This window comes from Tropicimonas sediminicola (assembly GCF_900188335.1).
Lineage (GTDB): Bacteria > Pseudomonadota > Alphaproteobacteria > Rhodobacterales > Rhodobacteraceae > Tropicimonas > Tropicimonas sediminicola.
On sequence record NZ_FZOY01000010.1, the window covers coordinates 16,074 to 40,107 of the forward strand.

Below are 24,034 nucleotides of genomic sequence, written 5' to 3' on the forward strand. Positions count from 1 at the left end.
TTACCAATCGTAGCTTGCGCCGAAGACGATCTCGTTCTGGGACATGCGAAGATCGATATCCTGGAGGTCGAGGCCGAATGCAGAGGTCTCGTTCCTGCCAGAGACCTTGCTTTCAAAGGCGTGGGTATAGGCTCCGTGAAGGCTCCAGTTCTCGTTCAGCTTGTAGGTAGCGCCGACCGACGCGTGCCATTGGATCGTACCCGGTGCCAGTGTGTTCAGAAGAACCTCGTCGTTGTCTATGAATTGCGTGGCATAGCTGACGCCGCCACGGAACGTCCATTGATCGTTTTGGCGGTAGACTGCGCCGACGCGAAAGACGTCCATGTCCTCCCACCCGAAGCCGGGTCCGTCGCTGGCTCCGAACTGAGTGTCAATGACAGCACTGCTGTTTGCGATAGCGGGAATCTGACTGTAGTAGATCCGCTGATACTCCGCGGTGATCGTGAAGCGCGGATCGGCTGCGGGAGTGTATCCGGCGCCAATCGAGAATGTCGGGGGTACGTCAAAATCGCCCTGCTCGGCGAAAAGCCCCGAATAGCGATCGAACTCGCTCATCCAGATCCGCGAGCGATAGGATATCCCGATATCCCACTCTGCGTTCGGCTCGTAGAGCAGTCCAAGATGGTAGCCCCACCCGCGCGACCAGGAATCGCCATTGTTGGTCACATTGCCCGGGTTGGTGGAAAACATGGCATTGTCGAATGGTTCGAGACCGGTAGCGGAGAAACGCTGGAGGGCATAGATCGGCGCAAAGCCGAGCGTGATTTGGTCATTCAACTCGTATGAGTAGTTCAGCCCGATGAAGACCTGTTCGAGGTTTACGCCGAGCGGCGTTGTCGCGACTCCCGGAGGGGCGAAATTCGAGAAGATGTTGGTGTCATACTCGGTGTTCATGCCACCGTTGCCGTAGATAACGAAGCCAAGAGAACTTCGGTCGTTCAGGCTCCAGTTGGCGCCGCCACACGGGATGTAGAAGTAGTCGTTGGAACTCGTCTCTTTGCCCGCGACGAGAGGGCCTCCTGGCTCGATGTCGAACCCACGATCCGGAGAAAAGACGGTCACGCAAAACCCGGCCGAGTTGCCGACCTTGTTCCCGAAGGCAGGGTTCTGCGCCAGGCTGAGAACGCCGGATGGTACGGCGACGCCGGCACCAGCCATCCCTTTCGAACCAGCTCCATAACCGTTGGCGAAGTAGCCGTTGGTTGCCAGCGCCGGGTCCGCCGCGGCCCCCACCATGGCAAGAATGGCCGTGCCTGCGAAGACGCGGTGTGTTCGAATTGAGGTCCTCATGATTGGTCTCCTCGCACATCATGACACGGTGATGCCCGATCTCGCTGATGCAGACGCGTGGCCATTGTCGGACTCACCCGCTATAGATATTCGAATGTCAGCATGTTCTTGGTTGCGCGTCACAGGAAATGTGATCCGGCGGCGAAATTGATTCCAGATTGGGTCCGATTTGCTCCACTCTCGTCCGGTGCGCCGACGAAACAACGGCACTCACTTCTTAAGTGACCTGAGCAAGCTGCAAGCGGCCTCCTTCCCTGTTTCGGGACTCCCTCTCATCTCCATTCGCTGATGACTTCGATGAACCGGACGCCTCTGTAGTCGGACATATCGACGAAAGGAAATCGGTGCTTGGAGGTGTTTGCTGATGTCCGTGACTCGCGCGTGGCATTCACATGATGCGGTCAGTTAGGTTTGGGAGAGACCATCGAGGAGTGAGGCTGACGCAGGCACCGACGAAGGTCGAAGCATAAATGCGGGTGGGATCATCCATGGCATCGCGACCGGTCAGCGCACTCGTAGCCCCGAGATCCGGCAGTGTCATCGATCCGCGGCAGACATCATCATGTCGGAAGGGTTCCTCAGGAACCATCCCTGCACGCCGCCTGGCACCCGAAGGCCAAAGCCAAAAAGAAGCCCCCAGACAGAGTTTTTGAGTTGCCCGCCCCTTCGGCCCTGCGGTTCCCGTCTCCCTTTGAACAGCTCCCAGGAAACCCGGTGCCCGTCTGATGGACGCCCCGGACGCAGCAGCAAAAAAAATGTCCGGGTTTGTCTGAGATCAAATCGAAATTTTTGAATGTGTGATTGAAAGCGACCATGATGACTCGCGCCCCTATCGTTCGCTTACTGCATCCGCATGAAAAATCGAGCGTCCGCAGCGAGGGCAGAGCCGTTCCGGTTATCACCAGGCCGCGGAGGCACACATGAGCGACACGTTCGCGCCCGTTAAGATCTTCTCCGTAACTCTATTGTTCTGGATTCTGCTCAACGGCGCTCTTGAGGTCGATGTGCTTCTGGTCGGGGCGGTCGTTGCCGGTGCGATCACCTTCCTCCTCGCCGGCAGCCTTTCATTCCTCTCAGGATATCGGCTCACCTGGGAATCTGCCCGGGCGACCCTCGGGTATCTAGGATATTTCCTGCGAGAACTTCTGAAGGCGAACCTTTCGCTCGCGCGGGTCGTAATGGACCCGGCGCTGCCGGTGGAGCCAGCAATCGTCAAGGTGCGCACGCGACTCAAGAACCCTGTTGCGCGGCTGCTGCTCGCCAATTCGATCACCCTGACCCCCGGGACTCTCACGGTCGAGATGAAAGGCGAGTGGCTCTATGTCCATTGGGTCTTCGCCAAAACAACAGATCCCAATGTCGCAACGGCCGAAATCGTCGCGGACTTCGAGAAATTCCTGGAGAAGATGTATGACTGACACCCTCCTGCTTCCCGCCGCCATCGCGGCGCTCGCGCTTGCAGCTGCCTTCTGGCGGTTCCTCGTCGGGCCGCGCCCGGTCGACCGCGTCGTCGCCTTCGACGGGCTCACCATCATCGCCATAACCGGGCTTGTCCTGTCAGCGCTTGCCTCGGGGCGAAGCATCTATCTCGACGTGGCCTTGGTCTACGCTCTGCTGTCCTTCCTGGGTGTCATCGTCGCGGCCCGCTACCTTGAAGGAGGCGAGCAATGAACGCCTTGGCCATTCTCGGTGTCATGGTGATGACCGCGGGCGCCGTGTTTCTCGCATTCGCGGGCCTGGGGCTCTATCGCATGCCCGACACCTACACGCGCATTCAGGCAGGGACCAAGGCGACCACTCTCGGCACGATCCTCACCTTGGTGGGCGCTGCGCTGATCATGCCTGACTGGGGTGTCAAACTGCTTCTGATCGCTCTCTTCCTGATGTTCACCAACCCACTTTCGTCACAGGTGCTGGCACGGGCCGCGCATCGCGCCGGCGTTCCCGCAACGAAAGAATCCAAGGCAGATGCGCTGGCCGAAGATCGGGAGGAACTGGCATGAGCACGCTGATGCAGGGTCTCGGGCTCGTGATCGCCCTTGCCACAATCGGTGCCGCAACCTTGGCAATTCTCACGAGATCGACCGTGACAGCGGTGCTTGCGGCTGGCCTCGTGAGCCTTCTCGCCTCGGTTCTCTTCGTGGTTCTCGCCGCGCCCGACGTGGCGATGACCGAGGCGGCTATCGGCTCCGGCCTGACCACCTTCCTCTTCTTCTTTGTGATGGGCCGGATCCGTCGGGAGAGTGAAAAATGATCCCCAAAGTCCTGATTTCCGTTTTGTTGCTGCTATTGGGCTATGCGTTCTGGACCCTGTCTGTCGGTTATGCTCCGGATACGGAACTCAACCGCACGGCAGCCTACTACGCGGCAAACGCAGAGAGCGAGGTCGGCGCACCGAACATCGTCACCGGTATCATTGTCACCTGGCGTGGTCTCGATACGCTGGGCGAAGTTACGGTGCTCTTCCTGACCTCCGCGATCATTGCGCTTGTGCTCTCGCAGTCCGGGGGGCCTTCGGGCGTCTCCGGCGCGGACTTCCTGCCCTCCGGCGAACTGTTGACCACCGGCGCACGGATGTTGGTGCCTCTGATCGTCCTGTTCGGCGCCTATGTCATCATGAACGGGCATTTGACACCGGGAGGCGGTTTCCAGGGCGGCGCGATACTCGCCTCGGGCGTGCTGATGGCTCTGCTCGCCGAGCCGACGCGCCGTTTCGGTCACACGGCCATCTTGCGCATCGAGAGCCTCTCGGGGAGCTTCTACGTGCTGATCGGACTCGCTGGAATGGCGATCGCGGGAGGCTTTCTGGACAACGGAATTCTTCCACTGGGGCAGTTTGGCACCATGCTCTCTGCCGGAGCGATCCCGCTCATTTCGGTCTTGATCGGGCTGAAGGTCGGCGCTGAATTCTCTTCGATCCTCCAAAGCCTGCATGAAACGGAGGACGCGTGATGTCCCAGATTGCCCTCACATGCGGCTTCATACTCATCCTAGCGGGACTGTACGGCGCACTGACGAACCGTGACATCCTGCGGATGATCGTTGCCTTCACCGTGGCAAACACGGGCGTCAACATCGTCCTCGTCGCGGTAGGCTACTTGCCCGGCCGAACCGCGCCGATCCTGGATTCCGCCGTCCCGGTGGCAGAGGCCGCCCAGCGTATCATCGACCCGGTGCCACAGGCGCTGGTTCTCACTGCCATTGTCATCGGCCTGGGCATCACCGCGTTGATGCTCGCCTACGCCTACCGTCTGTTCCGGCTGCGTCACAGCCTTGATATCTCGAACTTCACGGAGCTGAAATGGTAAGCCCTGTCCTCATCATTGCCATCGGCCTCGGCACGGCATTCGCACTGGGACTGCTGGGATCCTCCCGCAAGACCCTTCAATTTGGCGCAACGCTCACGGCGCTGGCCGCAATGTCCGCAATCAGTGTCATCTGGCTCGTGGCCCTCGTCACTGGTGCCGCACAGACGGCCGAAATCCATACCGCCGGCGCGGTGCCGCCCTTCGCGATCAACTTGCGGGTGGGCATCGCCGAAGCGGCTCTGCTCGCGACCGTCACCCTCACCGGCCTGTTCGCGGCGCTGTCGCTGCGCGCTCAGCTTCTCAAGCTCGGGCGCGGCGGCATGGCCGTGCTGCTCGTGCTGATCATGGCCATCTCCGGCCTCGTGATGACGCGGGACCTGTTCAACGTCTTCGTGTTCATCGAGTTGATCGCCATCGCGACCGCCGGTCTCGTGCTTCTTTCCGAAGACCCGCGCGCCGTGTGTGCCGGTTTCAAATTCCTTGTGGTTGGCCAGATCATTGCGATCCTGCTGCTGGTTGGCATCATCTTCACCTATCACGCGAATGGCTCGCTCAATATCGACGATATCGCGGCCACGCCGGTTGGTGTTCAAGGCGCTGCCCTGGCGATGTTCCTGCTGTTGATTGCGCTGGTCATCGAACTCAAGACCTTCCCGGCAAACGGCTGGGCGCTTGATATCTACACCAGCGCGCATCCGGGCTTCTCGGCGGTCTTTTCGGCGGCAACCGGCAGCGCGGCGCTGTTCATCGTCGACAAGGTCGTGGCGCCTGCCGGTGCCGAATGGCTTCCGCTTCTGACAGGCATCGGAGTGCTCAGCTTTGTTGCCTCCAACGTCGTGGCGCTGCGCCAGGACAATGACCGCCGCCTGCTCGGCTATTCCTCGGTTGGCCAACTCGGCCTCGTGCTTGCCGTGATCGGCCAGCGCGACGTGCTGGGCGAGGCCTATCTGTACGTCGCGGGTGGTCTGATCCTGTCCCATGCTGTGGCCAAGGCGGGCCTGTTCTGGATGTCCGCCATGGTGCGTGGCCGCAATCTCGACGACTGGGCCGCCATCCGCGCGCGAGCGCCGATGGTTCTGGCCTTCGCGACCTTCATCGCCATGCTCGTCGGCCTGCCTCCCTTCCCCGGTTTCTATGCCAAGTGGGACCTCGCGCAGGCGCTGGTCGCCGCGGGACGGCTGCCGGTACTGGCGCTGATCCTGCTCGGCGTGCTGATCGAAGCGGCCTATCTCTTCCGCTGGTTCGGCTTCGCCATCAAGCGTGAGGCGCCGGAGAAAGGCCTTTCCGCCAACATGGTGGATTGCGGCATCACCTTCGCAGCCGTGATCGCCGGTTGGGCGCTTGGCTGGATCTGGGGCGCGATCCCCGGACAGCACAACGTTCTGGCCACATTGCCGATGCTGGCGGTTCTGGCCTTCTTCGCCCTCGAACCGCTCCCCGCGAAAATCAAGAACGTGGCCGCAATCGGGGCGCTGCTAGGCTGGTTCACGCTGGTCTTTGGCGACTATGATCCGATGCGCCTGATCTTCGCTGTCGTGATGATCCCCGGCGGGGCCGTCATCCTGCTCGCGTCCTTCACGGAAACAGGACGGCGGATCGGTTTCTACCCTTCGGCCATGGCGATGTATGCCGGCCTTGCGCTGCTGCTCGAAGCGACCACTTTCTTCGAGTTCTTCGCTGCGTGGGAAATCATGACCATCGGTTCCTACTTCCTGATCCTGCGCGGCAAGATGTCGGAACCGCATGCGCTGAGTTACATGCTCTTCTCGCTCGGTGGCGCCTTTGCGCTGCTCGCGGGTTTCGCGCTTGCTTCGGGTGGTATCCAGCCCTTCGCGCTCAACCAGCTTGGAACGGTAGGGGCCGAACTGGCACCGTGGGTCTTCGTCCTTCTGTCCATCGGCTTCATGACGAAAACAGCGGCCATGGGGCTCCATATCTGGCTGCCCGGCGCACATGCCGAAGCCGAGACGGATGTCTCGCCCATGGTCTCGGGCATCCTGCTCAAGGCCGGGCTCTTCGGTCTTTTCCTGATGCTGATGGAACTCGGGCGACAGAGCCTCTGGGGTGTCGACCTGACGGTCGTGCTCGCCTGGATCGGCGCGATCTCCGCCTTCCTGGGCGCGGTGCTCTCGATCTTCCAGGAGGACGCAAAGCGGCTGCTGGCTTACAGTTCGATCAGCCAGATGGGTTATGCGCTCTTCGGTATCGCGCTGATGAACCACCTCGGCTGGCTGCTGGCGATGATGTTCGTCATCAACCACTACGTCTACAAGTCGATGCTCTTCCTGGCCGTGGGCGGCGTCTACAAGCGCACCCACACCAAGCTCATGTACCAGATGGGCGGGCTGATCACGCTGATGCCGTTCACCTTCGTCTCGGTGCTGGTGGGGATCATCGCGATGTCGGGCGTGCCGCCGCTTTCGGGCTTTGGCGGGCGCTGGATCTTCTACAACGCGATCATGGATGCGGGGTTGCGCTTGCCGCTGATCCTGATCTTCATGGCCGGCCCCGTTGGCTTCCTCTACCTCTTCCGGCTGATCCACACGATCTTCCTCGGCCAACTGAAGGATCCGCACAGGCAGTTGAAGGAGGCGCCCGTCTGGCTGCTGGTGCCGCAGATGATCTTCGTGGCCTTCCTCATCGGCTTCGCGGTTCTTCCAGGCATGGCGCTTCAGAAGGTCGACGGTTACATCGGCTCGATCTTCGGCGATCAGCCTCTGGTCTGGTCCGGCCGTGCCATCGCTTCCGAGTTCGGCTATTGGAACCCGGTTGCGATCATGGTGGTGATCGCAGTGATCTTCGTATCTGTCTTCCTGATCCTGATCGCCAAGAACCACGACGCCCAGAAGGTGAAGCAGTTCAACATCGTCTTCTCCGCCGAGCGCCCCTATCGCCCCGAGACGACGCATTTCGCATGGAACTTCTTCGCCCCCTACCGGAAGGCGCTGGGCTTCCTTGAAGCGCCGGTGGTCACCTCTTTCTGGGGCGGCGTTACCGACGGCTTGAACGGCACCGCGGAGTTCACCCGCCGCTTCTACAACGGCAATGGACAATCCTATGCAGCGCATGTGCTGCTCTTCGTGGTCGCCGTCTATCTGATCGCAATGGGAGGCGTCGCATGACCTTCGAGTGGATCCAAGTTCCCTACGCGCTCGCCACGCTTTTCATCATCCTGAACTACGGGCTGCTGATGACGGCGGTGGTGCGAAAGCTCGCCGCAAGGGTCGGCGGTCGGCCGGGCATCCCGGTCTGGCAGAACTACATCGACCTGGTGAAGAACTTTGCCCTGCGGTCAAAGATCAATCATGGCGTCATGTACTATCTCGGCCCGGTCTTTCGGCTGTCGGGCGGCATCGGCCTCATCCTCTTCGTTCCGACGATCTATGGCAGCTCCTGGGCGCAGAACTTCTCCTTCGCCGGGGATCTCGTGCTTGCACTGTATTTCATTTTCTTCGGCACGCTGGGGATGGCACTTGGCGCAGGCGAGAGCGGGCATCCGCACTCGGCCATCGGTGTTTCGCGCGGGCTCGCGCAGGTGACGACGGCAGAACTGCCGATGGCGCTCGCGGTCTATTCCCTCGCCATCCAGTACCAGACGCTTTCGATCACCGAGATCGTCGCGGCGCAGCAAGGGGGACTGTTCAACTGGACGCTCTTCACCAACCCGCTCGCCGTGGTGGCCGCGATGTTTGCCTTCGTCGGTACCATGATGCGCTCGCCATTCGACGTGGTTCTCGCGCCGCAGGAGATCCCGATCGGCCCGCCGACGGAATATCACTCGGCCTACCTGGCGCTGATGCAGACCAACCGCGCGATTTTCCCGATCGCCAAGACGATCATCTACATGAACCTCTTCTTCGGCGGAGCGGCCAACTGGGCGGAATTCGCGATCAAGGTCTTCCTGCTCTACATGATCCCGGCCGTGATCGGCGTGGTCCACCCGCGCTTCCGGGTCGAACAATCCATCCGCTTTTTCCTGAAATGGGGGCTGCCCGTGGGCATCCTCGCCATCCTGACGGTGTGAACCATGAAAGACGTTGACGACAAGTTCCTCAAGAACCTGGACAGGACGGTTCCGCTGCGGGAAGAGCTCCGCCCCCGCAAGGTCACCACGCCCGACGGGCAGGAGATCGAGATCGAGCCGCTGAAGGACTACTTCTGCGAGGCGGCGCCCAAGGTGCACGCGAAGTCCTACTTCCCGATCGTCGAGGATTTCTACAACTGGGCGCGCGCCAACTCGCTCTGGATTCTCGGCTTCGGCACCGGCTGCGGCGCCATCGAGATGCGCCCGCTGATGACGCCGCGCTTCGATGCCTACCGCTACGGCATTCAGTGGCGGCCCACCCCGCGGCAGTCGAACCTGCTGATGATCTCGGGCTATCTCTCGGTAAAGACGCTGAAGCGCGCGATCCGCGCCTATGAGCAGATGCAGGGCCCCAAATACGTCGTCGGCCTCGGCTCCTGCACGATCAACGGCGGAATGTACTGGGACAGCTACAACACCATCAAGCGGCTCGACCAGTACCTGCCGGTGGACCTCTACATCGCCGGCTGCATGCCCCGCCCCGAGGCGCTGCTCGCGGGCTTCATGGAACTGAAGAAGCTGATCAAGGCAGGCAAGTGCGAAGGCGCCAACAAATATGCGGAGAACTTCGCGACCTACAAGGCAAACCAGAAGTCCGTGATCAAGGACTGGGACATGCCGGATTACAACTGGTGAGCGACATGCGCGACATTCATGCCCTTCTCAAGCAACGCCATCGCCTCGGGCCCCTCGAGCCCCGCAAGGGTGGCCTGGCCTTCGTCACCGTGCCCCGCGAGAACCTGCGCGGGCTGCTGCTGGAACTTCGCGACACGCATGGCTTCACCCACCTCGTGCTGCTGACGGCGGTGGACTGGATGGAGGACGGCCTCTTCCAGCTCACCTACATGCTCAACAACCGCGGCAGGGACCTGACCCTCGGCATCCGCGTGATGATCGACAGGGAAGAGGCGCAGGGCGACACCATCCACGACATGTGGCCGACCGCCGCCACCTACCAGCGCGAACTGAAGGAAATGTTCGGCATCGACTTCCCAGGGTCGCCGCGGCTCGACGAGGAGTTCATCCTCGAGGGCTGGACCGACCTTCCGCCCTACCGGCGCGACTTCGACAGCCTCGCCTACTCGCAGCAGACCTATGCCGAGCGCCCGGGCCGGGTCACCCACGACCCGCGCGAATACATGAAATCGAAACTTTATCCGGACGGGGTGTAACATGTTCAGCTTCAAGCCCGACCGCAGCCAGTATCCGGCGCCCGGCCCCGACGGGAAACTGCAGATCGACCTCGAGACCGGCAAGTATCTCAAGCTCTGGCAAGGCCCGAACCACCCCGGAATCACCGGCAACATGTCGGTTGAGTTGACGGTCTGCGGCGACGAGGTGGTCGAGGGAAAGACCCACGTCGGCTACCTGCACCGCGGCTTCGAAAAGCTGATGGAGCGGCGAACCTTCATCCAGGTGTTCCCCATCGTCTGCCGGGTCTGCGTGCCCGAGCCCGACTTCAACGAATATTGCTATGCCGCCGCGGTCGAGGATCTCGCCGGCATCGAGGCGCCGGAATACGCCCAGTGGATGCGGACGCTTATCCTCGAGATGGGCCGTTTCAACAGCTACATGATGTTCCTCGGCGGCATCGGCGGAGCGCTCGGCCTCGGGATCACCGGCCAGTGGATGACCTACGTGCGTGACCTCATGCTCGACCGGTTCGAGGAGCTGACCGGCGCCCGCATCTACCACATGTTCATCCTGCCCGGCGGCGTGCGCGGGCATCTGCCCGAGGGCTTCGAAGGGCGCATGGAGGAGGTGCTCGACACCGCCGAGCGTTACCTTGCCGATATCGACAGGGTGATGTTCTCCAACTCGGTCTTCAAGACCCGCACCAAGGGGGTCGGCGTGATCGACCCTGCCCTCTTCGAGCCCTATGGCGTGACCGGCCCGAACGCGCGCGCCGGCGGCGTGGCAAAGGACCTCCGCAAGGACAGCCCCTACCTCGTCTACGACCAGCTCGATTTCGAAGTGGCCACCGCGACCGACAGCGACATATTCGCCCGCGCCACAGTGCGCCGCGCAGATGTTCAGACCTCGATCGACCTGATCCGCCAGATCCTGAAGAAGATGCCGAAGACCGGCCCGGCGATGGCCAAGATCCCCAATGTACTTCACTGGAAGATCCCGCGCGGCGAGACCTACATCAAGGGCGAGTGCTCGCGCGGCGAATATGGCTACTACCTCGTCACCGACGGCACCGGCTACCCGCGCCGGATCAACGTGCGCGGGCCGAGCTACACCCACGCGATGGCGCTGCTGGAACACCTGATTCCGGGCACGAACATCTCAGACGTTGCGGCACTGATGGTGTCGCTGCACACCTATCCCCCCGAGATCGAGAGGTAAGCCATGGGCCTGCGCGAGGTTCTCACCCCCTTCACCGTGTGGAAGCATGTCTTCGACGATCCGGTCACCATCAAGCAGCCAATCGGCCGCCCCGCCGCGGAACGCTACCGCGGCTTCCACCAGAACGATCTCGACACCTGCATCGGTTGCGGCACCTGCGAGGCGATCTGCCAGAACGGCGCGATCGACATGGTGGCGGTCGCCGGATACGACCCCGAGAAGGGCAACTCCGGGTTGAAGCCACAGATCGACTACGGCCGCTGCTGCTGGTGCGCGCTCTGCGTCGACGTCTGCATGACCGGCTCGCTCACCATGTCCAACGAGTACACCTGGGTGGACACCGACCCCGACGCCTTCCGCTTCGTGCCGGGCCTCGAGGAGCCATGGAAAGACGACGAGGAAGGCTACGAGCGCGAGGGCAAGCGGGTGCTCTCGGGCATCGAGCGGATTCACATGGAAGAGATGGAGCCCGAAGCGCGCATCGGCAATTTCGACGAGATCGTCGCGGGCTACAGCCGCGCCGAGGCGATCCTCGAGGCGGATCGCTGCGTCGAATGCGGCCTCTGCGTCGCAACTTGCCCGGCTCACATGTCGATCCCCGACTACATCGCTGCAGTGCGGGACCAGGACTACGACCGCGGGCTGCAGCTGCTCTACGAGACCAACCCGTTCTCGGAGGTCTGCGGCCGCGTCTGCACCCACAAATGCGAAGGGTCCTGCGCCGCGCTGCACGAGGGCGACCCGATCGCCATCCGCTGGCTCAAGCGCCACATCATCGACGAGGTGCCGTTCGACCGGCGCATCGAGCTGATCGGCCAACCGGCAGAGCCGACCGGCCGCAAGGTCGCGATCATCGGCGCCGGTCCAGCCGGGCTGACGGCGGCCTTCGACCTGGCCCGCGCCGGCCACGGCGTGGTGGTCTACGAGGCGCTCGCGCACGCCGGCGGGATGATGCGTTACGGCATCCCCGAATACCGTCTGCCATACGACGCGCTCGACCGCGACATCGGCGTGATCGAGGCGATGGGCGTGGAGATCCGCACCAATTGCCGTGTCGGGCGCGACGTGACGATGGACGAGCTTCGCCGCGACCACGACGCCGTCGTCCTCACCATCGGCCTGCACATGGGCCGCTCGACCCGCGTGCCCGGAACCGAGGGTGCCGGCGTCGAAAAGGCGGTGGACCTGCTGCGGCGGATCACCGACGGCGAGAAAGTGCCGCTGGCCGAGCAGATCGTGGTGATCGGCGGCGGCAACGTGGCGATGGACATCGCCCGCTCGATGGCGCGGCTGCAGAAGGCGGAATTCGGCAAGGTCGGCATCACCCTGACCGCCCTCGAAGACATCGACCATTTCCTCGCCGACCCCGAGGAGGTCGTGGAAAGCCGCGAGGAGGGTGTGAAGATCTTCGACGCCCGCGGGCCACAGGAAGTGATGCGCGATGCCGAGGGCAAGGTCACCGGGCTGCGCACCTGGCGGGTCAAGTCGATCTTCGACGCCGAGGGCCGCTTCGCCCCCGCCTACGACCAGAGCGACGAGCGCGTCCACGCGGGCAGCATGGTGATCGAGGCGATCGGTCAGGCGGCGGACACGTCGCTGCTCGGCGCAGCGTTGACCGAGGCGCTGGAGTGGAACCGTGGACGGATCAAGATCGACACAGCATTCCGGACCTCGGAGCCGTGGCTCTTCGCTGCAGGCGATGCGGTCAAGGGCCCGGATGTCATCAGTGCCGTTGCCGACGGTCACCGGGTGGCGCGGACGGTGATGGAGAAACTCGCAGCACGGGAGGTTGCACAATGAGCGAGACGAACAAGGCGAAACTGACTGGAAAGGCGACAGTTCGAGAGATATTCGAAACGGCGACGGAATTCGAGAAGGTCGCACATCGCTTCTATACCGAGTTGATCCCGAACGTTTCCAAGGACATCCGCTGGCTGGTCGAAGAACTGGCCGAGGAAGAGTTGGAGCATGTGGAGCTGTTCACCAACCTGTCGAAGAACCCGGAAGTTGACGCCATCATGGCGGCGGAGATCGCCCGCCCGGTGGCCGATGGCAAGTTCTCCGATTGCGTGCACACGCCGGATCTTGGACCCAATCCCGATGACCAGGCGGTCCTGCAATATGCACTCATGCGCGAAAGCGCCGCGATGGACCAGTACACCGAACTGGCCCAAAGCACCCCTGCCGGTCCGCTGAAGGATGCATTCGTCTTCCTCGCGAACGAGGAAACCAAGCACAAGGCGGAACTGGAAAAGATCTACTACGAAACAGTTCATTCCGGAGGTGTTTGATCGGTCCCGTGGCAGCAAGCATATGCGAAGGTCGGCGGTGAACGTGGGCGCGACCCGGCACCTCCGGACACGGACCCTCGTGGCGTTGATCTCCCTGCCGCACTCGTGCAACTGACCCGTAACGTTTGGCGGCGAGAGTAGGCGGTGGAGGTCGGTGAAGACCGGCAAGTGGACGATGCCCCTGCTGATTGACAGCACCGCCATCAAGGTCGAGGGCGAAGGCGCGCGGCACGCCCGCAAGCATGGTGGCCCCAAACGACGCGTCTGGCGCAGGATCCACCTTGGGATCGAAGAGGAAACGCTGGAGGTTCGGACGGTGGAGATCACCGGGAGCCACATCGGCGACGCACCGGTGTTACCAGACCCGCTCGGCGAGATCCCGAACGACCGGTAGATCGGCCGTTACGGCAGATTGCGCCTGCGATACCCACAAATGCCACCATTTCATCGCTGACCGCAGCGCCCATGCCGTCATCCCGAACGGCTACACCGCGCCTGGCAACTCGATCACGGAGGCGGTGGGATATGTCTGTTCGAAGAAGGGGGAGCCACGGACATCAGCCGATTTGTGCAACAGAGCCCGTTGCCGACAATCTTAAAACTATCGCAAAGCTGCCAACGGAATGCTGCATCTTAGATGAATGGCGGGTCTGGTGATGCCCCAAAGCGGCGCGGTCAATTCAAAGGGGTTTGCTCGGGGCCGGTCGCGTGGTTGAAGCGCTGTTGGCGACGGTTCGGAAAACTTCAACATCGGATCTCGCCGAATGAACCCTGATTTCTCCTTGGAATTGATGTCGCCACTCCGAGCGCAACCTCAGCCAACGCGTTCTATGTAGTTTTGGATTCACGAAGCTCGGCGGAATTGCCGGCGTTCGCGCTTTTCAGCGGGTTGAAGTCAGCCGCTACACGATGATCGTGGCCTTCGACGAGACACGACGTGCGTCGAGGCCGAGTTCGCATTCCAAGCGTCCACGCTGGCCACGACTTCGCCGGCTGCAAGCGCCGGAATTTCCAGCTTCGGGTGGTCCAACGTTCAGGGCAGCTGCAGCCCATCATGCACTATGACTGAAACCGGACCACCGATGGGGGCAGGCCAGCGTGGCCGGCCTGAAGCAGCTCATTTACGCCATACCGTTCAATCGGCGGCCTTTCGCCTTGAGCCCGCCTGGTTGGCGTTTCCGAAATTGCCCTTACGAGTAACCGCCGGTCAAATCGGGTAATGGAGTTCGCCATCCTGCAGCGTAATCCACCGCAATTCGGTGAACTCGGCGATCCCCCAGGTGCCGCCGAACCGGCCATAGCCTGAAGCCTTGACCCCGCCGAAGGGCATTTGCGCCTCGTCATGGACGGTCGGGCCGTTGACATGGCAAATGCCGCTTTCGATCCGCCGTGCCACCTCGAGCGCCCGCATGATGTCACGGCCAAAGACAGCCGAGGACAGGCCGAACTCGCTTTCATTGGCGATCCGAACGGCTTCGTCCACCGAGGCGGCGCGGATGATCGCGACAACCGGGCCGAAGCTTTCCTCGGAATATATGCGCATCTCGGGTGTCACGTTGTCGAGCGCGGCGGCATTCAGGATCGTGCCGTCGCCGCCGCCCGCGATCAGCGTGGCCCCCTTGTCCACGGCGTCCTGGATGAGGCCGCGCACCCGGTTCGCGGCCCCGGCTGACACAAGCGAGCCAAGCGGCTGGTCGCCCTCGCGCGGATCGCCGGCGGTCAGGTCTGCCACTTTGGCCTGAAAGGCCTCGACAAATGCGTCGCCGGCGGCGCCCACCGCGATGATCCGTTCGGTCGACATGCAGATCTGGCCCTGGTTCATGTAGGCGCCGAAACCCGCGGCGGCGACCGCGGCCTTGATATCGGCATCTTCGAGAACAATCATCGGCGCTTTGCCACCGAGCTCCAATAGCGCCGGCTTCAGATGACGCCCGGCCAATTCCCCGATCACCTTGCCAACACGCGTCGAGCCGGTGAAGTTGACTCGCCGCACCGCCGGATTGGCGATCAGCGCCTCGACGATCTCCGGCGCATCGTTTGGGTCGTTGGAAATGGCGTTGAGCACACCCTCGGGAAAGCCGGCCTCCGCCACGGACTGGACCACCAGCGCATGCACGCGCGGGCAAAGTTCGGAGGATTTCATTACAACCGTATTGCCGCAGGCCAGCGGCGTGGCGATGGCGCGAACGCCAAGGATCACCGGCGCGTTCCAGGGCGCCATTGCCAACACCACGCCCGCAGGTTGCCGGATCGCGAAGGCCGTGGAACCGGGGCGGTTCGAGGGAAGAATCTCGCCGGTGATCCGGGTCGTCAGGCTCGCGGCCTCGACCAACATGTCGGCGGCGAGCATCACGTTGAACCGCGCCCAGCCTTCGGTCGCACCAACCTCGTCTTTCATCGCGGCCACGATGTCGTCGGCGCGCGCCTTGAGGTTCTCCGCAGCGGCAAGCAACAGGGCCCTGCGATCCCCTGGCCCGGTTGCCGCCCAGGCTGGAAAGGCGCGCGCGGCGGCGTCCACCGCCCGCTCCGCATCGGCCAGACTCGCTGCAGCGGCTTCGGTCACGGTTTCACCACTGACAGGGTTGCTCCGGGTGAACCGCCGATCCCCTTCGGCTGGCTGGTGTTGTCCGTTGATATAGAGGTTCAGGCTTTCCACGGGACGGGTCCTTTCTTCAGGCTCCGCCGTGCCGCCGAGGAAGGCGCGCACGACTGCAGGGTCGGTTCGAAGGGTCTCAGCGGGGCCGGAGCCGGTGATCCGCCCGGCTTCGATCAGGTAGGCGCGGTCGGCAAGCGCGAGGGTCGCGCGGGCATTCTGCTCGACGATCACGATGGTGAGGCCGGTTTCCCGGATCCGCGCCAACGCGGCGAAGACCTCCTGGACCACGATAGGCGCGAGTCCGAGCGATGGCTCGTCGAGAAGCAGCAGGTCGGGTGCCGACATGAGGGCTCGGCCGATGGCTACCATCTGCTGTTCGCCGCCAGACATCGTGCCGGCGACCTGTCCGAGCCGCTCGGCAAGCTTGGGGAAGAGTGCGAAGATCTGCTCGCGGGTGGCGGCCGCCTTGTCACGCGCGCGTGACGGTCGGGCACCGAGCGCGAGGTTCTCCGCCACGCTCAGGCCGGGGAAGATGCCCCGCCCCTCGGGCACAAGCGCGATACCTTCCTCTACAAGCGCATGTTGCGGCAGGGCGAGAAGGTCGGCACCTCGGTACCTGATCGCCCCCGCAGACGGCCGCACCCGACCGCCGACGGCGCCGAGGAGCGAGGATTTGCCCGCCCCGTTGGCGCCGAGGATGGCGACCATCTCGCCGGGTTCCACCCGGATCGAAACGCCATCGAGCGCGACGTGCTTGCCGAAGGCGACGGTCAGGGCCTCGACCTCAAGCATCTTCGCCCTCCCCGAGATAGGCCGCGATGACATGCGGGTCGGTCAGCGCAACTTCCGTCGCCTCATCGGCGATGAGCCTGCCGGAATTCATGACCGCCACCCGCGGGCAGAGCGCGCGCACCGCCTCCATGATATGTTCGACCATCAGGATCGTTATCCCGCTATCGGCAAGCGAGCGGATCAGAGCAACCCCTTCGCCAAGTTCGGTCGGGTTCAGCCCGGCGAGCCATTCGTCCAGCAAGAGCAGCTTCGGCTCGGCGGCGAGCGCGCGGGCGAGTTCCAACCGCTTCTGGTCGATATAGGTCAGTTCTCCGGCGTTAGAGGAGGCACGCCTGGCGAGGCCAACCTGTTCCAGAGCGGCCTGCGCGACCTCGTGCGCTGCCGCTCCCCAATGGGACTTGGCGCCGAAGACGGCGGGGACCATCACGTTCTCGGTCAGCGTCAGCGAGGGCAGGATTCGCACCAGCTGGAAGGTGCGTGCCACGCCGACGCGGGCTATCTGATCCGGCCTCCGGCCGGTCAGGGTCGTGCCGGCAAGCGTAATCCTTCCGCCATCTGCAGAAAGGTCGCCTGAGACCAGATTCACCAGCGTCGTCTTTCCCGAGCCGTTCGGGCCGAGCAGCCCCATGATCTCGCCTTCGGCGATGTCAAAAGAGACCGCGTCCACAGCGGTCAAGCCACCGAAACGCTTGGTAACATTGTCGATGGAAAGCAACGTCATCCTGCTCCCTCTCTGCGCTGGCGCAGCCGCTCGATCCCGGCCAGCACGCCATCTGGCAGCGCGAAGACAACGCCGATGAACAGAAAGCCAAGGAAGATCGGGTAGGTGTCGGGAAGCTTCACCGACAGCCATTCGAAAGCCAGGAACAGCGGCACCGCGCCAAGCGCCGGTCCCCAGAGCCGGTTGGCCCCGCCCAGGAGCGCCATAATGACGGTCAGGAAACTCACCGTTGGATTGAAGACGATCGCGGGCTCCACATAGACCCAACGCGGACTCGCGATTGCGCCTGCAAGCGTCAGGATCGTGGCCGAGAGCACGAAAGCTACAAGCTTCGTGCGCGCGAGGGGGATGCCGGAATGCGCCGCCACCACCTCGTCATCGCCGATCACGCGAAGCGCGAGGCCGAGCCGGGAACGGTGGATGAGCGCCGTCAGGCCGATGGTTACGGCACCGAGCGCCAGCATCTGCCAGTAGATCCCACGCGCGGTCACATCGAGGAAGATATAGCGCCCGAGCGTGCCGGTGACGTTGACCTCGTACCAGGTGATAAGCTGGCGGACGAGTTCGGCCAGCCCGAAGGTGAAGATCACAAAGTAGACCCCCGCGAGGCGAAGCGTCGAAAGCCCGACAACCAGTGCCATCGTGGCGCCGACCAGCGCTGCGGCGAGCAGAACGAGCGGATAGGGCAACGCCTCATTCAGCACTGCAACCGTGTAGGCCCCGGTTCCGTAAAAGGCGACGGTTGCGAGCGAAATGTAGCCCGTATGCCCGGAAAACAGCGCCCAGCTGCTGGCCAAAGTGGTGTAGGTCACAGCGCCGATCAGCAAACCCAACCCGTAGTCGGACAGGGCGAACGGAGCAGCAGCGAGCAGCGCGAGGGCGAGAACGGGCAAGATCAGCTTCATCTCACCCCCTCCCGAACAGACCCTGCGGCCGCCACAGAAGAACAGCGAGGAAGATCGCGAATGTCGCGGCGAGTGTCAGTCCGGGATCTATCGCGGTGGCGACGAACGTCTCCACGAGGCCAAGCGCGAAACCGGCCGCAAGCGCACCCGCGACATTGCCAACACCGCCCATGATGACGATCACCAGCGCCTTCATTGTGAAGATGACGCCGTCATTGGCGGAGAAGGTCTGGTACATGGCGATGGTGGCGCCACCCGTTGCGGCCAGCGCGGTGCCCAGCGCAAAGCCCTGCCGGGCCACCCGGTTCACGTCGATGCCGACGAGCGGAGCAGAGCCTGGCGTCTGCGCGACCGCACGCAGGGTAAGCCCCCAGCGTGTTCGCGCCAGCGCGACTACAAGCGCGCCACCCGCGGTCACGCAGATTGCGAAGGCGATGAGGCGATTGAGGGCGACCGGCACGCCGAAGACAGACACGCCGCGGTCGAGGTAGGAGATCGATGTGAAGTTCGAGCCGAAGGCTACGAGCAGGACACCCTGGATCAGGAACAGGAGGCCGAAAGTGGCGAGGATAGAATCGACTTCCAGCCTCCCGCCTGCGCCAGAGCGCGCGACGAGCGGGCGCATCATTACTGCGTAAAGAAACCAGCCCACCACGTAACCCGCCGGAGCGATCATCACGATCGCGGCGATGGGCGACAGGCCGGTTGCACGGAACAGCGCGACGAGGACGAAAGCAGCCGCCAAGGTCAACTCGCCATAGGCAAGATTCATGATCCGGCTGATGCCGTACTGAAGGGTCAGGCCCAGGGCCAGGAGCGCATAGGTGCCGCCCAGCACCAGGCCGAGAATAAGTATCGTCACAAGTGTTTTTTCCTGTCGCCGGAACATGATGCGGGCCGGCTCCGGCCCGCATCGGAATGGATCGCCGGTCCTACCAGTCGGGTTTCGGGATCATCGGTTCGGAGGCCCCTGCCCGATCGGCCGGGTTGATTGCGCGGAAAGAGCCACCCTGCCACTGGCCAACCCACCACAGGTCGCGCAACTGGTTGTCCTCTAGCTTGACCTCGCCGACGACCGTGTCGAAACTGCCGGTCGAGATTTCCGCGGCGAGCGCCTCGTGATCCAGGCCAACGCGCGCGACAGCCTGTTCGAGTATCTGAAGTGACGCATAGGTGATCGCGCTGGCCCAGCTGTCGGGCGGGTTGCCGACAATCTCGGTATGGCGCGCGAAATAGTCCTGAACCGCAAGGCTGTCGGCGTCGACGCCACCAATTGCCATCACGCCTTCGGCCTTTCCGTCGGCGATGCCGGGATAGATCGGGAAGGCCCCACCTACGGAGATGTAGAATACTTTTGGGTTGTAGCCCATCGACTGCGCCGTCTTGGTCATGCCGAAGCTGCCCGGCGGGTAGGAAAAGGCAACGAAACTGTCGGCACCCGAGGCCTGCGCCTCGCTCAGGATCGCGGCGAAGTCCGAAGTGCCGAGCGGGTAGCTCTCGTCGTAGACGAGCTCGAACCCGGCTTCCTCGAAGGCTGGCCGCGCCCCGTTGATCAGGTCGATCCCGAAACCGTCCGCGACCGAGACAGCCGCGATCTTGTCATTGATCGTTCCAGCGTCCCGCGCCGCGGCAAGGACATCGACAAGGCCCTTGGCATAGTCGTGCCCACCGCCAAGGAGCCAGAAACTCCTGTCCCAGCGTTTCACGAACTCGGGCGCCTTGTCGGTCACGGCCGTCACCGCAAGCTGCGGATAGCCGAACCGTGCGAAGAGCGGGGCGACCGCGAGGTTAGAGCCTGTGCCCCAGGGTGGCAGGATAAGGTCAACCTCGTCCTGGCTCGCCAACCGTTCGATGGCACGCACAAGATCCTCGTTGGAGGAGCGATTGTCGTATTCGACGACCTCGATCATCTTTCTCGATCCGTCGGGCATCGCCAGACCACCGGCTTCGTTGACGGTCTTCACCCAAAGCTCGTAATTCGGGATCGTAGTGATGCCCGCGCCGGTCGCGTTTGGCCCGGTCCGGGCCACTGCATAGCCGATCGTGACCTTGTCGTCCTGAGCTCCCGAGGGGCCAGCCAGAAGGGCGGCCGCAGCCGTCGAACAAATGGCAATGGCGCGCAGCGTCACGCGCCGCGAAATATCGGTCATGGTGTCCTCCCTTGCGGCCCATCCCGCGGGCCTGTTCTTTCGCGCCGTCCCCGCTTTCCTCCCCGCGAAGCCGACCGCTGTAATAGCGTAGACTGAAGCGAGACTTGCAGAAATGCACTCATGCGGCCAAGAATTGCACCTATGCTGTGCCGGACCTCTCTTCTGTCGCGTGGAAATCGGACATGCCCCAATCCCTGACAGGCGCATCGTCTCGACAGTCGACAGCGCGCATACATCACATACGGAGCCCGCTGACCCGTGTAGGACTGTCCCTGCCGGAAGGCTCGGCTTACCTGCTACGGATCGCCGCCGGGCAGGTTCACCTGCGAGACACGGCCGGAGGGGATCGTGGCACCTTCGACGGCCCGCGCCTCATATTGCGCCCTGAGGCAGCGGACCGGGAACTGGTCGCCGAAGGCGGCACGCGGGCGAGTATCGTTGCGATGCCTGCCCTCGCGCTCGCCGCGGCGCTTCCGACGACACCGCTTGGCGAGCAAATCCGCCGGACGCTTGGGCAGGATCAGTCATTTCCCTACGCTGCCGGAGGGCAGATCGATACCCTGATCCAGGGATTGGAGATGGAACGCGCCGAGGCCGAACCCGCGGCGTATGTGGCCGCCGGGCACTACCTGTCGCTGTTGCTGGTTCAGCTATGGCGATTGGCGCGGGCCGATCTTGCCGCGCATGGGCGGGCACCGCAGGGCCTCGCGGAGCGGTTCGTCCTGCTGGCCGGCCAGAGGCTGCGCGAACATATGGCGGTTGGCGACTATGCGCAGGCACTGGGAGTAAGCCGAGACCGCTTGGGGACGGCGGTGCGTCGAGCTACCGGGCATTCGCCGCAATCCTACTTGCATCTGCTTCTGATCCGGGAGGCATCGGAACTTCTGACCAATACCGGCATGCCAGTCGGCCAGATCGCATTTCGGCTTGGTTTCTCGGATCCCGCCTATTTCACCCGGTTCTTCACCCGACACCGAGGCGAGAGCCCCGCCCGGTTCCGCCGCACAGCAAAGGCACGCCGGGAGAAGGGTGAGTTGTCATATGCGGCCTGGCCATGACACAGCGCGATCGAAGTGACCAATGAACCGTCATACGATCGGAACTCACCCAAAGGACAATGGCATCTCCGCATGGCGAAGAAGGCGTTGGACGCGATTGAAACGAACGGCTGTTCACCAGCCAATTTGTACCTTGCCGCGGCTACGACGGATGCACGCTTTGGAAGAAGTATGCACCCGGGTTGTCCATCGGCACCGATTGAGGACGTCGTCCCCTCAGTTGCCAGAACTCCCGTTAAACACCAGGAGCTTGCCTCGAAACCGACTGGAAAGGCCGCGGACAATTTGCGGGATAGCGAATGTGCCAGCGTCCCCCTGTGTAGTGTGCAAACGGCCACAATGCGCGCGTTTACGTTGTCGCAACATAAACGACAGTCCTAACTCAAGGGTGATCACCAGCAGGCGAAACGCCTCCCGCATCCCGGCCTAAGATGGATTGAAAATCCTCGTGCCGGTGGTTCGACTCCGCCCCCCCTCACCACTTACATCAACAATGTCTGCGACGTTCATGATGATCCAGGCCGGCCGCATTGGGATCGTTGACCGGCCGACGGAGTGGCCGCCCTTTCGCAGCTGCCTAGCGGCGGGGCATACCCGCTGGCCTGGAAAGCCGCTTCAGCGCCGCTGTGCGATAGGGCGCGTTCGGCGCGCCGTAGCCGTCATAGCCGCCTCGTCGCTCGATGATCTCGAAGAAGAACCCGTCGCCGTAAGGGCGCGAGTAGAGTTGGAAATACGACCCGCCAGCGCCGTCCTCGTCGTAGAGGATGTTGGCGGCCCTGAGCGCAGCCACGAAATCGCTCGTCAGCCCGAACCGCGACTCGATCTCTCCATAGTAGTTGGTCGGAATCGGCAGGCTCTCGAAGCCGTTCGCGGCAAGCTTTTCGGCGGTCGCGAAGATGTCCGAGGTCGCGAAGGCAAGGTGCTGCACCGAGGATCCGAAGCTGTCGGACACGAACCGTCCGGCGAAGGTGCGGTGGGTGTCTACCCCGTTCAGTGTGATGCGGATCGCCCCGTCGGCGCTTTGCAGCGCCCGCGAATGCACGATCCCGCCCGGGTCGGCCACGTCCACCTCGGGCGCCTTCTCGATCTCGAAGATCGAGGTGTAGAACAGCGCCCAGGTCAGCATTTCCTCGTGCTTCATCACCTGCGCCACGTGGTCGATACGGGTCAATCCGGTCGGGCTGGCGGCGACATCCGCGTCCACCGGCTTGAATTCCGCCTCCCAGACACGGCCGAGTTCCGAGGACGTGTCGAGGAAATGCAGGACCGAGCCGCCGACGCCGCGCACCGCCGGAATATCCAGTTCCCCGGCGCCGAGCGGCTGGGCGAAGAGGTTTGCGCCAAGGGCGCGGGCACGCTCTACCGTGGCGCCGGCGTCCTCGACCATAAGGCCGATATCACAGACGCTGGTGCCATGCATGACATAGGAGGAATGGGCAAAGCCCTCCTGCTCGGTGTTGATCACGATGTTGATGCTGCCCTGCCGCCAGAGCGACACGGATTTCGCGATATGCCGGGCGACGCGCTCGAAGCCGAGGGTGTGCAGCATCTGCCCCAGCGTCTCGGCCTCCGCGTCGCTGGCGGAAAACTCGACGAACTCGACGCCATTGACCCGCCCTTTCGGCGGCATGTCCGGCAGCGTGATCTGCCTCGCCGGCTCGGCGCGCTTCAGCTGGTCGGCGAGGTAGATCAGCGAGCGGTGTCCGTCGAGCGCCGCGATCCGGGCACTGCTGCCGCGTAGCTGGTCGTTGAGGATCTCGAGGCTGAACGGTCCGTCGTAGCCGGTCACGGAGACGGCGCGGAGGAAATCGAGCAACGGCAGATCGCCCTCGCCCGGCATCACGCGGAAGTGCCGGGACATATATTCCAGGTCCATCGCGATCATCGGTGCGTCGGAGAGCTGGACGTGGAAGATGCGGTCGCCCGGGATCGCGCGGATGCCGCCCGGATCGACCTTCTTGGCCAGCGTGTGGAAGGAATCGAGGATCAGCCCGACCGCGGGATGGTCCGCCCGGCGCACCACCTCCCAGGCATCGCGGTAGTCGGAGACGAAACGCCCCCAGGAGCGCGCCTCGTAGCCGATCCGCATGCCGCGCGCCGCGGCACGCTCGCCAAGCTCGCCAAAATCCGCCGCGAAGCGGTCGACACCGCCCAGGCTTTCGGAATGGGTGGTGGAGCTGACCAGCAGCAGGTCGGTGCCCAGCTCTTCCATCAAGTCGAAACGGCGCTCGATCCGGTCGAAGGCCTTGGCGCGAAGCGGCTCAGGCAGGCCCTCGAAATCGCGCACCGGCTGGAACAGGTCGATCTTCAACCCGTGGTCGCGGACCATCTCGCCGATCTCGGTGGGCGAGCCGCTGTAGGCGATGAAATCCTGCTCGAAAATCTCGATGCCGTCGAAACCGGCCCCCGCGATGGCAGTCAGCTTGTCGCGCAGGTCGCCGGCAATCGAAACGGTGGCAATGGAGGTCTTCATCGCTTCTCCCTTTC

At 63.2% G+C, this 24,034-nt stretch carries 21 protein-coding genes and 1 pseudogene; 15 read left to right on the forward strand and 7 right to left on the reverse strand.

Going from position 1 to position 24,034, the window contains the following annotated elements; all coding sequences use genetic code 11:
• Entirely contained in the window at positions 1-1,290 is a 1,290-nt protein-coding gene (locus tag CHB86_RS20360; RefSeq protein WP_089234959.1) for an OmpP1/FadL family transporter, read from the reverse strand.
• A gap of 920 nt (positions 1,291-2,210) precedes the next feature.
• Here CHB86_RS20360 and CHB86_RS20365 point away from each other — a divergent pair.
• The 14 genes and pseudogenes from CHB86_RS20365 to CHB86_RS20430 all read left to right on the forward strand — a co-directional run.
• Complete coding sequence (locus CHB86_RS20365; protein ID WP_089234960.1) at positions 2,211-2,708, forward strand: Na+/H+ antiporter subunit E; 498 nt, start codon at positions 2,211-2,213, stop codon at positions 2,706-2,708.
• Positions 2,701-2,961, forward strand: a complete 261-nt coding sequence (locus CHB86_RS20370) for an MrpF/PhaF family protein (protein ID WP_089234961.1) — start codon at positions 2,701-2,703, stop codon at positions 2,959-2,961. The genes CHB86_RS20365 and CHB86_RS20370 overlap by 8 nt, the downstream gene beginning before the upstream one ends.
• A complete protein-coding gene (gene mnhG / locus CHB86_RS20375) occupies positions 2,958-3,293 on the forward strand; it encodes a monovalent cation/H(+) antiporter subunit G (RefSeq protein ID WP_089234962.1) in 336 nt (111 codons plus the stop codon). The genes CHB86_RS20370 and mnhG overlap by 4 nt, the downstream gene beginning before the upstream one ends.
• Positions 3,290-3,544, forward strand: a complete 255-nt coding sequence (locus CHB86_RS20380; protein ID WP_089234963.1) for a hydrogenase subunit MbhD domain-containing protein — start codon at positions 3,290-3,292, stop codon at positions 3,542-3,544. The genes mnhG and CHB86_RS20380 overlap by 4 nt, the downstream gene beginning before the upstream one ends.
• Entirely contained in the window at positions 3,541-4,242 is a 702-nt protein-coding gene (gene mbhE, locus CHB86_RS20385) for a hydrogen gas-evolving membrane-bound hydrogenase subunit E (protein WP_089234964.1), read from the forward strand. Before CHB86_RS20380 ends, mbhE begins: the two co-directional genes overlap by 4 nt.
• Positions 4,242-4,598 carry a sodium:proton antiporter gene (locus CHB86_RS20390; protein ID WP_089234965.1) on the forward strand — a complete coding sequence of 119 codons (357 nt, stop codon included), beginning with the start codon at positions 4,242-4,244 and terminating at the stop codon, positions 4,596-4,598. The genes mbhE and CHB86_RS20390 overlap by 1 nt, the downstream gene beginning before the upstream one ends.
• Positions 4,592-7,720, forward strand: coding sequence for a proton-conducting transporter transmembrane domain-containing protein (locus tag CHB86_RS20395; RefSeq protein ID WP_089234966.1), 3,129 nt, complete (start codon positions 4,592-4,594; stop codon positions 7,718-7,720). The genes CHB86_RS20390 and CHB86_RS20395 overlap by 7 nt, the downstream gene beginning before the upstream one ends.
• Positions 7,717-8,622: a respiratory chain complex I subunit 1 family protein gene (locus CHB86_RS20400; RefSeq protein ID WP_089234967.1), complete on the forward strand. Its 906-nt coding sequence runs from the start codon at positions 7,717-7,719 to the stop codon at positions 8,620-8,622. The genes CHB86_RS20395 and CHB86_RS20400 overlap by 4 nt, the downstream gene beginning before the upstream one ends.
• Positions 8,623-8,625: 3 nt before the next feature.
• Complete coding sequence (locus tag CHB86_RS20405; RefSeq protein ID WP_217898351.1) at positions 8,626-9,318, forward strand: NADH-quinone oxidoreductase subunit B; 693 nt, start codon at positions 8,626-8,628, stop codon at positions 9,316-9,318.
• A gap of 5 nt (positions 9,319-9,323) precedes the next feature.
• Positions 9,324-9,854 carry an NADH-quinone oxidoreductase subunit C gene (locus CHB86_RS20410; protein WP_089235102.1) on the forward strand — a complete coding sequence of 177 codons (531 nt, stop codon included), beginning with the start codon at positions 9,324-9,326 and terminating at the stop codon, positions 9,852-9,854.
• Position 9,855: 1 nt separating this feature from the next.
• Positions 9,856-11,034: an NADH-quinone oxidoreductase subunit D gene (locus tag CHB86_RS20415; RefSeq protein ID WP_089234968.1), complete on the forward strand. Its 1,179-nt coding sequence runs from the start codon at positions 9,856-9,858 to the stop codon at positions 11,032-11,034.
• Between the two features lie 3 nt (positions 11,035-11,037).
• On the forward strand, positions 11,038-12,834 hold the full coding sequence (locus CHB86_RS20420; protein ID WP_089234969.1) for an FAD-dependent oxidoreductase: 1,797 nt from the start codon (positions 11,038-11,040) through the stop codon (positions 12,832-12,834).
• The gene (locus CHB86_RS20425; protein WP_089234970.1) at positions 12,831-13,325 is read left to right on the forward strand and encodes a ferritin family protein; all 495 of its coding nucleotides are present in this window, start codon (positions 12,831-12,833) and stop codon (positions 13,323-13,325) included. Before CHB86_RS20420 ends, CHB86_RS20425 begins: the two co-directional genes overlap by 4 nt.
• A 166-nt stretch (positions 13,326-13,491) precedes the next feature.
• Positions 13,492-13,804 (forward strand): annotated as a pseudogene (locus CHB86_RS20430) (transposase); the annotation flags it as partial.
• Positions 13,805-14,532: 728 nt separating this feature from the next.
• Here CHB86_RS20430 and CHB86_RS20435 read toward each other — a convergent pair.
• From CHB86_RS20435 to CHB86_RS20455, 5 genes are all read right to left on the reverse strand, one after another.
• Positions 14,533-16,713, reverse strand: coding sequence for an aldehyde dehydrogenase family protein (locus CHB86_RS20435; RefSeq protein ID WP_089234971.1), 2,181 nt, complete (start codon positions 16,711-16,713; stop codon positions 14,533-14,535).
• Positions 16,706-17,434: an ABC transporter ATP-binding protein gene (locus CHB86_RS20440; RefSeq protein WP_089234972.1), complete on the reverse strand. Its 729-nt coding sequence runs from the start codon at positions 17,432-17,434 to the stop codon at positions 16,706-16,708. Before CHB86_RS20440 ends, CHB86_RS20435 begins: the two co-directional genes overlap by 8 nt.
• The gene (locus CHB86_RS20445; protein ID WP_089234973.1) at positions 17,431-18,339 is read right to left on the reverse strand and encodes a branched-chain amino acid ABC transporter permease; all 909 of its coding nucleotides are present in this window, start codon (positions 18,337-18,339) and stop codon (positions 17,431-17,433) included. The genes CHB86_RS20440 and CHB86_RS20445 overlap by 4 nt, the downstream gene beginning before the upstream one ends.
• Position 18,340: 1 nt before the next feature.
• Positions 18,341-19,201 carry a branched-chain amino acid ABC transporter permease gene (locus CHB86_RS20450; protein ID WP_245838224.1) on the reverse strand — a complete coding sequence of 287 codons (861 nt, stop codon included), beginning with the start codon at positions 19,199-19,201 and terminating at the stop codon, positions 18,341-18,343.
• Positions 19,202-19,271: 70 nt separating this feature from the next.
• On the reverse strand, positions 19,272-20,489 hold the full coding sequence (locus CHB86_RS20455; protein ID WP_089234975.1) for an amino acid ABC transporter substrate-binding protein: 1,218 nt from the start codon (positions 20,487-20,489) through the stop codon (positions 19,272-19,274).
• A 182-nt stretch (positions 20,490-20,671) separates the two neighbouring features.
• Here CHB86_RS20455 and CHB86_RS20460 point away from each other — a divergent pair, with 182 nt between their 5' ends.
• A complete protein-coding gene (locus tag CHB86_RS20460) occupies positions 20,672-21,547 on the forward strand; it encodes a helix-turn-helix domain-containing protein (protein WP_089234976.1) in 876 nt (291 codons plus the stop codon).
• Between the two features lie 577 nt (positions 21,548-22,124).
• Here the strand turns inward: CHB86_RS20460 and CHB86_RS20465 are convergent.
• Positions 22,125-24,020 carry a bifunctional sugar phosphate isomerase/epimerase/4-hydroxyphenylpyruvate dioxygenase family protein gene (locus CHB86_RS20465; protein WP_089234977.1) on the reverse strand — a complete coding sequence of 632 codons (1,896 nt, stop codon included), beginning with the start codon at positions 24,018-24,020 and terminating at the stop codon, positions 22,125-22,127.
• Between the last annotated feature and the right edge of the window lie 14 nt (positions 24,021-24,034).

Bases quoted from the DNA above. Each gene is read 5' to 3' on its own strand.
- CHB86_RS20420 (WP_089234969.1), top strand. From the start codon at position 11,038: ATGGGCCTGCGCGAGGTTCTCACCCCCTTCACCGTGTGGAAGCATGTC.
- CHB86_RS20380 (WP_089234963.1), top strand. From the start codon at position 3,290: ATGAGCACGCTGATGCAGGGTCTCGGGCTCGTGATCGCCCTTGCCACA.
- CHB86_RS20395 (WP_089234966.1), top strand. From the start codon at position 4,592: ATGGTAAGCCCTGTCCTCATCATTGCCATCGGCCTCGGCACGGCATTC.
- CHB86_RS20435 (WP_089234971.1), bottom strand. From the start codon at position 16,713: ATGCTTGAGGTCGAGGCCCTGACCGTCGCCTTCGGCAAGCACGTCGCG.
- CHB86_RS20370 (WP_089234961.1), top strand. From the start codon at position 2,701: ATGACTGACACCCTCCTGCTTCCCGCCGCCATCGCGGCGCTCGCGCTT.
- mbhE (WP_089234964.1), top strand. From the start codon at position 3,541: ATGATCCCCAAAGTCCTGATTTCCGTTTTGTTGCTGCTATTGGGCTAT.
- CHB86_RS20440 (WP_089234972.1), bottom strand. From the start codon at position 17,434: ATGACGTTGCTTTCCATCGACAATGTTACCAAGCGTTTCGGTGGCTTG.
- CHB86_RS20405 (WP_217898351.1), top strand. From the start codon at position 8,626: ATGAAAGACGTTGACGACAAGTTCCTCAAGAACCTGGACAGGACGGTT.
- CHB86_RS20390 (WP_089234965.1), top strand. From the start codon at position 4,242: ATGTCCCAGATTGCCCTCACATGCGGCTTCATACTCATCCTAGCGGGA.
- mnhG (WP_089234962.1), top strand. From the start codon at position 2,958: ATGAACGCCTTGGCCATTCTCGGTGTCATGGTGATGACCGCGGGCGCC.
- CHB86_RS20360 (WP_089234959.1), bottom strand. From the start codon at position 1,290: ATGAGGACCTCAATTCGAACACACCGCGTCTTCGCAGGCACGGCCATT.
- CHB86_RS20365 (WP_089234960.1), top strand. From the start codon at position 2,211: ATGAGCGACACGTTCGCGCCCGTTAAGATCTTCTCCGTAACTCTATTG.
- CHB86_RS20415 (WP_089234968.1), top strand. From the start codon at position 9,856: ATGTTCAGCTTCAAGCCCGACCGCAGCCAGTATCCGGCGCCCGGCCCC.
- CHB86_RS20465 (WP_089234977.1), bottom strand. From the start codon at position 24,020: ATGAAGACCTCCATTGCCACCGTTTCGATTGCCGGCGACCTGCGCGAC.
- CHB86_RS20400 (WP_089234967.1), top strand. From the start codon at position 7,717: ATGACCTTCGAGTGGATCCAAGTTCCCTACGCGCTCGCCACGCTTTTC.
- CHB86_RS20445 (WP_089234973.1), bottom strand. From the start codon at position 18,339: ATGAAGCTGATCTTGCCCGTTCTCGCCCTCGCGCTGCTCGCTGCTGCT.
- CHB86_RS20460 (WP_089234976.1), top strand. From the start codon at position 20,672: ATGCCCCAATCCCTGACAGGCGCATCGTCTCGACAGTCGACAGCGCGC.
- CHB86_RS20410 (WP_089235102.1), top strand. From the start codon at position 9,324: ATGCGCGACATTCATGCCCTTCTCAAGCAACGCCATCGCCTCGGGCCC.
- CHB86_RS20455 (WP_089234975.1), bottom strand. From the start codon at position 20,489: ATGACCGATATTTCGCGGCGCGTGACGCTGCGCGCCATTGCCATTTGT.
- CHB86_RS20425 (WP_089234970.1), top strand. From the start codon at position 12,831: ATGAGCGAGACGAACAAGGCGAAACTGACTGGAAAGGCGACAGTTCGA.